The organism is Massilia sp. CT11-108 (genome assembly GCF_047302915.1).
GTDB lineage: Bacteria > Pseudomonadota > Gammaproteobacteria > Burkholderiales > Burkholderiaceae_D > Telluria > Telluria orientalis.
Window position 1 is genome coordinate 1 of the sequence record NZ_JBKYMO010000194.1, and the last position, 10,311, is coordinate 10,311.

Annotated in this window: 15 protein-coding genes; 7 read left to right on the plus strand and 8 right to left on the minus strand. The window is 65.0% G+C overall.

Annotation, left to right across the window (positions count from 1 at the left end; genetic code table 11):
• The first annotated feature begins 117 nt into the window (after positions 1-117).
• On the plus strand, positions 118-570 hold the full coding sequence (locus ACEN88_RS16405; protein ID WP_413341215.1) for a DUF2214 family protein: 453 nt from the start codon (positions 118-120) through the stop codon (positions 568-570).
• Positions 571-573: 3 nt separating this feature from the next.
• Here ACEN88_RS16405 and ACEN88_RS16410 read toward each other — a convergent pair whose 3' ends face one another.
• The gene (locus ACEN88_RS16410) at positions 574-1,083 is read right to left on the minus strand and encodes a DUF6622 family protein (protein ID WP_413341219.1); all 510 of its coding nucleotides are present in this window, start codon (positions 1,081-1,083) and stop codon (positions 574-576) included.
• Between the two features lie 206 nt (positions 1,084-1,289).
• On the opposite strand from ACEN88_RS16410, the gene ACEN88_RS16415 reads away from it, so the two are divergent.
• From ACEN88_RS16415 to ACEN88_RS16425, 3 genes are all read left to right on the plus strand, one after another.
• Positions 1,290-2,138, plus strand: a complete 849-nt coding sequence (locus ACEN88_RS16415; RefSeq protein WP_413341220.1) for an intradiol ring-cleavage dioxygenase — start codon at positions 1,290-1,292, stop codon at positions 2,136-2,138.
• A gap of 94 nt (positions 2,139-2,232) precedes the next feature.
• On the plus strand, positions 2,233-2,469 hold the full coding sequence (locus ACEN88_RS16420; protein ID WP_413341222.1) for a hypothetical protein: 237 nt from the start codon (positions 2,233-2,235) through the stop codon (positions 2,467-2,469).
• Between the two features lie 124 nt (positions 2,470-2,593).
• The gene (locus ACEN88_RS16425; RefSeq protein ID WP_413341224.1) at positions 2,594-3,532 is read left to right on the plus strand and encodes a tetratricopeptide repeat protein; all 939 of its coding nucleotides are present in this window, start codon (positions 2,594-2,596) and stop codon (positions 3,530-3,532) included.
• A 12-nt stretch (positions 3,533-3,544) separates the two neighbouring features.
• On the opposite strand, the gene ACEN88_RS16430 is transcribed toward ACEN88_RS16425, so the two are convergent.
• Positions 3,545-4,432 carry a helix-turn-helix domain-containing protein gene (locus tag ACEN88_RS16430; protein WP_413341226.1) on the minus strand — a complete coding sequence of 296 codons (888 nt, stop codon included), beginning with the start codon at positions 4,430-4,432 and terminating at the stop codon, positions 3,545-3,547.
• Between the two features lie 101 nt (positions 4,433-4,533).
• Between ACEN88_RS16430 and ACEN88_RS16435 the strand changes: the two genes are divergently transcribed.
• Positions 4,534-5,445 carry a DMT family transporter gene (locus tag ACEN88_RS16435; protein WP_413341227.1) on the plus strand — a complete coding sequence of 304 codons (912 nt, stop codon included), beginning with the start codon at positions 4,534-4,536 and terminating at the stop codon, positions 5,443-5,445.
• On the opposite strand, the gene udk is transcribed toward ACEN88_RS16435, so the two are convergent.
• The gene (gene udk / locus ACEN88_RS16440; RefSeq protein ID WP_413341229.1) at positions 5,420-6,061 is read right to left on the minus strand and encodes a uridine kinase; all 642 of its coding nucleotides are present in this window, start codon (positions 6,059-6,061) and stop codon (positions 5,420-5,422) included. The genes ACEN88_RS16435 and udk overlap by 26 nt on opposite strands.
• Positions 6,062-6,328: 267 nt before the next feature.
• Here udk and ACEN88_RS16445 point away from each other — a divergent pair, with 267 nt between their 5' ends.
• Positions 6,329-6,871, plus strand: coding sequence for a hypothetical protein (locus tag ACEN88_RS16445; RefSeq protein ID WP_413341231.1), 543 nt, complete (start codon positions 6,329-6,331; stop codon positions 6,869-6,871).
• Between the two features lie 21 nt (positions 6,872-6,892).
• On the opposite strand, the gene ACEN88_RS16450 is transcribed toward ACEN88_RS16445, so the two are convergent.
• The 4 genes from ACEN88_RS16450 to ACEN88_RS16465 form a co-directional block, all read right to left on the minus strand.
• On the minus strand, positions 6,893-7,141 hold the full coding sequence (locus tag ACEN88_RS16450) for a hypothetical protein (RefSeq protein ID WP_413341233.1): 249 nt from the start codon (positions 7,139-7,141) through the stop codon (positions 6,893-6,895).
• 85 nt (positions 7,142-7,226) lie between these two features.
• Entirely contained in the window at positions 7,227-7,727 is a 501-nt protein-coding gene (locus ACEN88_RS16455; protein ID WP_413341235.1) for a hypothetical protein, read from the minus strand.
• A gap of 86 nt (positions 7,728-7,813) precedes the next feature.
• On the minus strand, positions 7,814-8,230 hold the full coding sequence (locus tag ACEN88_RS16460) for a secondary thiamine-phosphate synthase enzyme YjbQ (RefSeq protein WP_056136454.1): 417 nt from the start codon (positions 8,228-8,230) through the stop codon (positions 7,814-7,816).
• A gap of 38 nt (positions 8,231-8,268) precedes the next feature.
• Positions 8,269-9,069, minus strand: coding sequence for an HDOD domain-containing protein (locus ACEN88_RS16465; protein WP_413341236.1), 801 nt, complete (start codon positions 9,067-9,069; stop codon positions 8,269-8,271).
• A gap of 224 nt (positions 9,070-9,293) precedes the next feature.
• On the opposite strand from ACEN88_RS16465, the gene ACEN88_RS16470 reads away from it, so the two are divergent.
• The gene (locus tag ACEN88_RS16470; RefSeq protein WP_413341238.1) at positions 9,294-9,737 is read left to right on the plus strand and encodes an FKBP-type peptidyl-prolyl cis-trans isomerase; all 444 of its coding nucleotides are present in this window, start codon (positions 9,294-9,296) and stop codon (positions 9,735-9,737) included.
• A 144-nt stretch (positions 9,738-9,881) separates the two neighbouring features.
• Here the strand turns inward: ACEN88_RS16470 and ACEN88_RS16475 are convergent.
• A partial coding sequence (locus tag ACEN88_RS16475) for an alpha/beta hydrolase (protein WP_413341240.1) occupies positions 9,882-10,311 on the minus strand: 430 nt, incomplete at its 5' end.

Below are 10,311 nucleotides of genomic sequence, written 5' to 3' on the forward strand. Positions count from 1 at the left end.
TTTCGCGGTCATCTTCACCCGGGCGTCTCACGCCTTTTTTTATTTATTCACAAAAGGGGTGGCGCCAACCCCGAAGTTTGCTACAGTTGACATCTCATCAATGCCAACGACTTTGCCATGACCGACCTCGTACTCGCCATCGTCCACCACCTGATCGTATTCGGCATCGCGTCCGCCCTGGCCGCCGAACTGGCGCTGATGCGGCCCGCCGCGATGTCGCCGCAGACCGTGCGCCTGCTGGGGCGCTTCGACGCGGCGTATGGCGTGATGGCGCTGGCGATCCTGATCGTCGGCTTCCTGCGCGTGGCGTATGGCGCGAAGGGCGCCGCGTTCTACATGCACAACCCGATGTTCTGGGCCAAGATCGCGGCCTTCGCCGCCGTGGGCCTCATCTCGATCAAGCCCACGTTGCGCATCCTCGCCTGGCAAAAACGGGCGAAGGCGGATGCGGCGTTCGTGCCGGCGCTGGACGAAGTCACTGCGCTGCGCCGGACGATGCTGCTGGAGATCCACGTGTTCGCCCTGATCCCGATCTTCGCGGCGATGATGGCGCGCGGCGTCGGGTACTGATTCTCAGGCGGCTGCCGCGCCGGCGGGCAGCATGCGCACCGACGCCATGTCGCCCACCAGCCGGCCGATGAACCAGCCGTTGAAGACGCCGAACAGGCCGCACACGATGCAGGCGAACAGGGTGTCCTGACGCAGCTGCGGCGCGACGGCCAGCGTCACCGACGCCACGTACTTCGTGAAGAACACGGCCATCATCATGACGAGCGGCAGGCGGCTGCCGCGCACGCGCACATGGCCCGGCACCGTGCTCGCCGCGATGCGCTCCGAACCCGCCCGCCCCGCCGCCAGCGCCATGCCGGCGGCAGCCGCCGCCCACGCGGCCAGCGCCCATCCACCGAGACCGAATTTCGTGCCGATGTCCTGCAGCGACAGCAGCAGCATCACGGCCGGGATCATGACGAGCTTGCGGACTTCCACGTCGCGGTCGCGCATGGCGGCCATGCCGCGGTAGACGAGGAAGGCGAGGATCGCCCAGACGTACAGCGGGGTGTGGGTCAGGATCTGGATCAGCATGGTTGGCTCCATCAAGTGCGTTAAGTTGACGCCACTGTGCCAGCGCCCCCGCGTGCCCGTGCGCCCATGCGACGACATGTTGCGATCGCGGCGCGAAATGCGGCTGGGCGGCGCGAAATGCAGCGTCTTTACACAGCTTTACGGTGGTTGACCGCGCTTAACGTTTCCCCATCCGACAATGCGCCTTCCGTAACCCAGGGGGACACATGGATCATTCACACCACAGCCTTGCCGAAGACCTCGAGCGCATGCTCGCCACCCAGACCAGCCGGCGCCAGTCGCTGCGCTGGCTGTTCGCGTCCGCCGCTGCCATGCCGCTCGCGAGTTGCAGTGGCGGCGGCGGTTCGTCCGGCGATATCGTGGCGTCATCGACGACGTCGACGGGCAGCACCACCACCACCACCGGCACCTGTTCCGTCATTCCGGAGGAGACGGGCGGCCCGTACCCGGGCGACGGCACCAACGGCAACGGCAACGGCATCGCGAACGCGCTGGCGCTGTCCGGCATCGTGCGCAGCGACATCCGCACGAGCGTTTCTCCCGGCAGCAAGACGGCGGCCGGCATCCCGACGACCCTGAAACTGCAGATCGTGAACGTGGGCGCGAGCTGCGCCAGCGCGGCCGGCGCTGCGGTCTACCTGTGGCACTGCGACCGCGACGGCAATTACTCGATGTACGCGAGCGGCCTGACGAGCGAGAACTACCTGCGCGGCGTGCAGGAGGCGGACAGCACGGGCACCGTGACGTTCACGACGATCTTCCCGGGCTGCTACTCGGGCCGCATGCCGCACATCCACTTCGAGGTCTACCCGAGTCTCGCGAAGGCGACGAGCGCCGCCAATCGCGTCAAGACTTCGCAGTTCACGTTCCCGATGGCGACCCTGAACGAAGCCTATGCGACGACGGCATACAGCACCAGCTCGCGCAACCTGGCCTCGATGAGCTATGCGACGGACAACGTGTTCAGCGACGGCACGTCGCTGCAGATGGCGTCCGTGAGCGGGGATCCGGTGAACGGATATGTGGTTACGCTGACGATAGGTGTGTCATTGTGAATGGTAAAGTGAACATAAAAATGTCTTAGGGAATCCTTACGATGTGATATTCTCACTCTTGTGATTCGCTTACAGCGTTTTAAGAGAGGGTGAGATGACATTATCGGTGAAGGTAATTTCGGACAAAGTTTCGGACCACATGCGGCGCGAGGCGCTCGATGTCCTGACCATGCGCTGGCCCAGGTTCTACACGTTCTGCGAGCGCGACCGGATCAAGGAGAGTTTCATCGACGCGCTGGCGGCGCAGCTGAAAACGGAGAGCATCCTGCTGGTGCAGGGGCACGCCGTCGTCGCCTTCGTGAAAGACTTCGACTTTTCTCCCATGCGCTGATCGGCATCGGCGATGACGTTTTCGCACATCGAACAATGCACCCTGCGGCCACGATCCTCCATAGCCTTGGATGCGACGTCACGGTTGTCCCGATTTCAACCCACCATCAGGAGAACACCTGACCATGAGCGCCGGCTACCGATTGGCACGATCCGCTTTTCACCGCTTTGTCGCCGAAGACGAGAAGGTTTCCATCAAAATGCTGCGTGAGCTCGACGCTGCGGACCACGCCCACGCGTCGCTGGTCGAAGCCTTCATCCGGCTCAAGCATGACCGGAAGTTCAAGGATCCGGGCGCGATCCTGGCCGCGTTCAGGAAAGCCGGCGAACTGGGTGTCCCCTACGGACACTTTTACGCCGGGCTGTGTTATGCGAACGGATACGGCACACGGAAAAACCGCAGGACGGCCGAGCGGCGCTATCGCGACGGGGCCGGCCACGGATGTATCAGCGCCCTGTTCGCGCTGGGGAAAATGTACCGCCGGGGAGAAGGCGTTGTGCCGGACATCCCGCTGGCGCTGCAATTCTTCGAACGCGCGGGCACGGCGCGGGTCCCTTATCCCGGTCCCGACGCCAGGGGGCGGTGCGACACGATCCTGGATCACGTGCATACCCACGAGAGGGACGTCAAGCTGCTCGCCATGGAGCAACTGGGCGAGTTGTACCGGGACGAATCGTTTGGCGTTCCTCAGGATATCGCGAAGGCGCGGCACTGGTTTCGTCAGGCCGCGGACGCGGGGTCGGCGGACGCGAGACGTCATCTCCGGAACTTGCCGCCCGCGCCGCCGCCGCGCAAAACGGTCGTCCCCCGCCCGCAACCCCTGCCGATCCGTGACGAAGGCGTCAAGCTGAACGACATGGACAGTGCCGAGGCCTACCTGCTGGGGCAGATGCATGCCGGCGCTCCGCACCCGGATTACAAGCTGGCTGCGCGCCATTTTCACATTGCCGAGCAACTGGGGCACCGGGAAGCGAAGCGCGAGCTGGAGGCGATCAAGGCGGCCGTCGGCGAGCGGGCGTACGGCCTGTTTTTCGCCGGCTGGAACGCGACTTTCCGGCCTTGAGGAAGCGGGTTCTCAAGGTGCCACGACTTGCCGATAGCGCCGCGGCGACGTGCCCGTCGCGGCCCGGAAGCGATGGCCGAAATGCGACAGGTCCGCATAGCCGCACAGGTCGGCGACCTGCTGCAAGGGCAGGGCGGTGGTCTTCAACAGCGTGCGGGCCTGCTCGAGGCGGCGCTGGGCGATCCAGGCCGACGGCGGCATGCCGAACGAGACGCGGAACATGCGCGCCAGATGAAACTCCGACAGGCAGGCCACCTGCGCGAGCGTGCCGAGCGTGATGGGTTGCGTCAGGTTCGCGTCGATGTAGTCGGCCAGCCTGCGGCGCAGCAGCGGCGCGAGGCCGCCCTTGAGCCGCAGTTCGCGCCGCGGCACGCCTTGTGAGCGCAGCAGTTCGCTCAGCGTGTCGTGGGTGATCTCGTTGGCGCGCAGCAGATTGTCGGTGTCTACCCACGGCGTCGCGATCAGCGACTGGCACAGGCGCAGCAGGGCGGGGCTTTCGAAATACGTGCGGTCGGCGAGCGTGATCTCGCGCGGTTCGCGGTCCAGCTCCACCACGGCGCGGCGCGTGAAATGCGCCGGCATGAAGTACACGTGCAGCAGGCGCAGATGGTCGCGCACCACCCATTCCGATTCGTGGTCGTCCGGCAGCGTGCACAGGCGCAGCGGCGCGCCGTACTGCCTGTGCATGCCACTGCGTTCCGTGCGGTAGCCGCCGCCCAGGTAGCAGGAGAGGGTGTGGTGGCCGGGCCGGTCGTACACGGTCAGCGCTTCACGGGTGTCCCGCTGCCAGATCGCCGCGGCCATGCCGTCGCCCAGCCACACGAAGCGTTCGAGCGTGGCGTCGGTGCCGCACATGGTGTCGAAGACGGCGTGCGAGATGGGAGCGGGACGGGAGTGCATGCGAAAAAGTCTAGCATTCTTCCGCAACCCGTACCGACAGGGCGTCGGAAAAGCGCAAGACCAGACAAGTCGGCGCCGGTGGCCGCGCGCATCATGGCAGCATGAATATCTTCCTTTACCTGCTCACCGTCGTCATCTGGGGCACCACCTGGATCGCGATCAAGTTCCAGCTCGGCGTCGTCCCGGCCCCGGTGTCGATCGCCTACCGTTTCTGGATCGCCGCCGCCGTGCTGTTCCTGTTCCTGCTCGCCACGCGCCGGCAAGCGTGGCCGCCGCGCCAGGCGTGGCGTTATCTGCTCGCGCAGGGTATCGCCCTGTTCTGCTGCAATTTCCTGTGCTTTTATTACGCCAGCCAGTGGGTGCCCAGCGGCCTCGTGGCCGTGGTCTTTTCGACGGCGCCGATCTGGAACGCGGTCAACCTGCGCCTGTTCATGGGGCGTCCGATCCGGCGCCAGGTGCTGGTCGGTTCCTTGCTCGGCTTGTGCGGCATCGCGCTGCTGTTCCTGCCGCAGATGCAGGGGCACTGGAACGACCACGGCATGTTGCTGGGCCTGGGCCTGTCGCTGCTGGGCACCGTGTGCTTTTCGACGGGGAACCTGCTGTCGAGCCGGATGCAGGCGCTCGGCCTGACGCCGCTGCTGACCAATACCTGGGCCATGCTGATCGGCTCGACCATCGTCGGCGGCGGCGCATGGTTGCTGGGCATGCCGTTCACGCTGGATGCCAGCCCGCGCTACCTCGGCGCGCTGTTCTACCTCGCCGTCCCCGGTTCCGTCATCGCATTCACGGCGTACCTGGTGCTGGTCGGCCGCATCGGGCCGGACCGCGCGGCCTACTCGACGGTGCTGTTTCCCGTCGTCGCGTTGAGCGTGTCGACCGTGCTCGAGGGCTATCACTGGACGTTGCCGGCCTTCGGCGGCGTCGCGCTGGTCCTCGGCGGTAACCTGCTGGCCTTCAGGAAGCCGGCTGCCACTGCGGCGCCAGGGATCAGGAACGTTTCAACTTGCCGATGACGCTCGCCACCTTGGTGGTGATGACGTCGACCGCGGGGTCGTTCGCGCCGTGGGGGAGGATGACGTCGGCGTAGCGCTTGGTCGGCTCGATGAACTGCTTGTGCATCGGGCGGACCGTTTCCAGGTACTGGTTGACGATGCTGTCCATCGTGCGGCCGCGTTCGGCGATATCGCGCTGCATGCGGCGGATGAAGCGGACGTCGGCCGCGGTGTCGACGAAGATCTTCAGGGACATCATGTCGCGCAGGTCCGCGTCGTACAAGGCGAACAGGCCCTCGATCACGATGACCGGGGCCGGTTTCACGGAGATGGTTTTCGTGGAGCGGTTGTCGATCGTGAAGTCGTACTCGGGCATTTCGATCGATTCGCCGTTGCGCAGCGCCTGCACGTGCTGGACCAGCAGCGGCCAGTCGAACGCGTGCGGGTGATCATAATTCTGCTTGCGGCGGACTTCCGGGGTGAGGTCGGACTGATCGCGGTAGTAATCGTCCTGCATCACGACCGAGACCATCTCGGTGCCGAACGACGCCAGCACCTGCTGGGTCACCGTCGACTTGCCGCTGCCGCTGCCGCCGGCGACGCCAATGACGAACGGCTGGAAAGGAATCTGGTTCATCCCTGCATGATACCCGGACTGACAGGGCCGGTGCGACCGGCTTCCCTCATCATCTTCCGCACCAAGTCATCATTGTATTGACGATGACTCATTTCTGTTGCAACGTCGCAACCGTTACGAAATGATCTGTCGGGAAATTGTACTCTTGGTAGAAATCGCTCGACCGTTAAACGAATCTCGTGGATGATTAACATTATGTAGGAATGATCCTACGTTGAATAAATGTTAAGCATACGCAGTGAATCACGCACTGCAAGCGAGGTAAAAATGGCGAATTTCCAAAGTACGTCGACGGCCGGTTCCGACCTCGTCAGGCGGCCGAGCTGGGTCGTACCGGCCCGTGGAAGCTGGCAGGGCGTTGCCGCTTGCGCGATCGTGCTTGCCGAGGACACGGGACGCGTGCTCGTCAAGCAATGTATCCCTGCGGATGGTGCGGGCCCCGAGTGGGGTACCTGGACGGCGGACGTCCCGGCCGGGCAGTCGCCGTTGCAGGTCGCGATCAACACGATCGCCGAGCGCTGCGCGTATGAAGGCGATCTCGCGTTGAGCCGCCTGACGCCGTTTTCCGATGCGCGCTTCTTCGTGCAGCACAACTACGTGGCTGTCGTACCGCAGGAGTTCGAACCGCGCATGGGCGATGGATGCCTGGGGTATCAATGGCGCGAGCTGGACCGGCTGCCCCAGCCGTTGTCGCCGGCGCTGGCCCATTTGCTCGACAGGTCGAGCAGCGACGTGCGCGCCATGGCCAATCTGTACAAGGGCATCCACGGTCTGGCAGGCACGTTCGACCCGCTGCGGTTCGAGGACTGAGGAATTCGCTTTCCGGTGCAATCAGTGCCTTGCGTCCAGGCTCTGCTTGTACCGACGGTACGTTCCAGTAACCTGGGAGGCGACCAGTAGCACGCCGACCAGCAGGAACGCGTATTTCAATTGCCACGGGATCGCGGTCGGCAAGACCTTGTCGAACAGCAGGAAGATGGCGAAACATGCGGACGAGGCGGCGTCGATCCAGCGTCGCGACAGAAGGGCTAGAAGCGCCGACAGTGCCAGGCATACCATCGGCCAGTCGTTCCAGTGCATTTCATTTCCATTCACGTTTGTTTTTATGCGGTGGCATTTCCAACCCTGCGCAAGGCATCAGTGGGGAATCCGGACGGCGCGGACGTCAGCGGTCGATGGCAGCGGCAAGCCGGTTCGCGCGTTGCGCCGACTGCGCATCCGCCGCCGGGAATTGCAGCGCGAACGACAAGACCTGCGGCGGCTTGTCGTCCGGCGTGACGTGGACTTCGTAATACACGGGCTTGCCGTCGCCGGCGGTGGAGGCGTAGCGGAACTGGACGGACTTCTGGAAGCCGAACAGGACGTTTTTACGCGGCGGCACCTGCAGGCGGATGATTTTTCCTTCCAGCGGCCGGGGCGCCGGCTGCATCGTCGAAAATCCGCCGACGGTGTCATCGATCCGCTTCAGCGTGTGCGCGGTCGCCGCGGTATCCCGCGTTGCTTCCGGCGCGAACAGGGCGGCAGCCTCCTGGAAGCGCTGGTGCTGGAGTGCGGCGACGAACCTGGCGGCCGCCGCGGCGCGGCTCGCGTCGTCGTACGCGCTTGCGTGGGCTACCAGAGACGTGCAGAGCGCGAGGGCGCCGAAGGCAGCTGAACGGAATCGCATGGTCGATGGGGGTGTCGTTGACGAGCTTGCAGGATACGCGTTTTCACTCGCAACAATTCCTCGGAATCTCACCGGCATGCCGTGACTCAGTCCCCCAGCACCGTCACGACGACCTTGCGCCGATGCTCCGCCACCCGATGCTCCCACAAATACATCCCCTGCCACGTCCCGAGCATCAGCCGCCCGTCGCCGACGGGCACCGTCACGAACGTGGACGTCAGCATCGTGCGCGCATGCGCCGCCATGTCGTCCGGTCCTTCCGTATCGTGGTGGTACGCGGGATCACCGTCCGGCACCAGGCGCCGGATGATGGTCTCCAGGTCGTGGCGCACGTCCGGGTCGGCGTTTTCCGTGATCAGGAGTGAACAGCTCGTGTGCTGCACGAACACGTGCGCGAGGCCGCAGCGGATGCCCGAGCGGGTGACGACGTCGGCGACGGCCGCGGTGATGTCGCGGCTGCCGCGGCCGAACGTGTTGAATTCGAGGGTGGACTGGTAGGACATGGTCGCTCCTTGCAGATCCGACCATGCTACACGATCGTTCAGGGTTCGGCCGAGAACGACGCATGCGACGGGAAGCGCACCGTCATCCATTCGCGCGACAGGCGCAGCGTGTCGACCACTTCGGCCGGCAGGGTGTCGAGGATCGCGGGGTCGTCGCTGGGCGTGTCGGCCAGCAGGCTGGCCAGGTGGATGATGCCGCCCAGCTGGCAGAACGGGTGCCCCGCCATCGGGTCGGACGAGTTCTCCAGCGCGCGCACGATCTTGTCGGGGAAGTTCCAGCGCCGGCCCAGTTCCGCCGTAATCTCGCCTTCCGACAGGCCCAGCAGGCGCTGCTCGCGTTCCCAGCGGCCGCCCGGCAGGTGCGGCAACTGCTCGATCTCGGCGAAGGCCGTCGGGTCCACCTGGTAGATCAGCAGTTCGCCCAGGCGCAGCATCATGCCGGCCAGCCAGGCTTCGCTGCCGTCCAGGCCGATGCCGCCCGCGAGCCATTTCGCGTAGCCGGCGCAAGCCATGCTGCTTTTCCAGAACTCGTCGGAATCCAGGCCGGGCAGGGCGGGAAAGGCGTCGGAGAAGCACGTGGCCAGCGCCAGCGTGCGGATGTGGGCCATGCCCGCGAGGGAGATCGCGTCGTCGAGCGAGCCGACGTTGCGGCGCGAACCGAAGCGGGCGCTGTTCGCCAGGCGCATCAGCTTGGCCGTCAGGGCCGGGTCGCGCGCGATGATCGTCGCGACCTTCCTGGCGGATGCGTCGTCGTCGTCGAGGGTTTCGATCAGGGCATGGGCCACTGCGGAGATCGTGGGCAGTTTGACGTCGTCAAACAATGTCGTGAGGCGGATCATGGGCATCTTTCGTCATCCAGCGTCGTCGGTCCGACGCGACCGATTCAGTGTACGCCGCGCTGTTGTTGCCCCATCGAATTATTTCGTCTTGACGGGCAATCTGTTGCTGATGCGCCTGCTCAGAACATCAACCTTGAATTTGTAACAAAGAAAAACAAATGTAAAGGCAATCCAGGCATGTACATGGGGTATGGTTGCAGGTTCTTCTAATAACGCGAGACACCATGAACCTGAAGCCTGCCCTTGCCTGCACCGCCATCCTTGTCGCCGTCCTGAGCCTTGCCGGTTGCGGCGGCGGTGGCGGCGGGTCGTCGTCCAGCACCGTCGTCGTGGCCAATCCGTCCCAGTTCAGCGCGACGGACGTCGTGCTGGGCACCGGTACCGAAGCGACCACCGGCAAGACGGCCACCGTGACCTATACCGGCTGGCTGTACAGCGACACGGCGACGGACCACAAGGGCAGGCAGTTCGACACCGGCACGTACTCGTTCACGCTCGGGGCGAACCAGGCGATCGCCGGCTTCGACCAGGGCGTGACGGGCATGAAGGTGGGCGGCAAGCGCACTTTGCTGGTTCCATCCAGCCTGGGCTACGGGGCAAGCGGGAATGGCGCGATTCCCGCGAATGCCGGGCTCGTGTTCGATGTGGCGCTGACGGCGGTACAGTAAGCGGAGCCGCAGGAGTCACGGTAAGTCAGTGTTTATCACGTCGTCCCCGCGCAGGCGGGGACCCAAGTTTTTAGACGTGCCGCAGCGCTGGCAAAATTGGACCCCCGCCTCCGCGGGGGCGACGTAGTCAAGGGCGCGAGTCCGTCACACCTTCGGCTTCAGGTAGCCGTGCATGCCCAGCCACCGCGCGAACGCATCGAACCATCCGGTGCTGGTGGTCGTCTTCTGGTACATGCCGAAGCCGTGTCCACCCTGTTCGAACAGGTGGAATTCGACGGGCCGCTTGGCCGCGCGCCAGCTGTCGACGAGGCCGAAGCCGCCGTTGCCGAACAGCGGATCGTCCGCCGCCAGCCCGATGAACAGCGGCGGGGCGTCGGCCGGCACCTTGACGGCGGCGAGCGGGCCGTAGATGTCGCCGATGAACGCGGGCTTCGCGTCCTGGCCGTACAGCGTCGTCGCCATCGTCAGCATCGCGCCGGCGGAAAAGCCCAGCATGCCGATGCGGTCCGGGTCCACGTGCCACGTGCCCGCCCGCGCGCGCACGAGCCCCCACAGCGGTTGCACGACGAGCCCC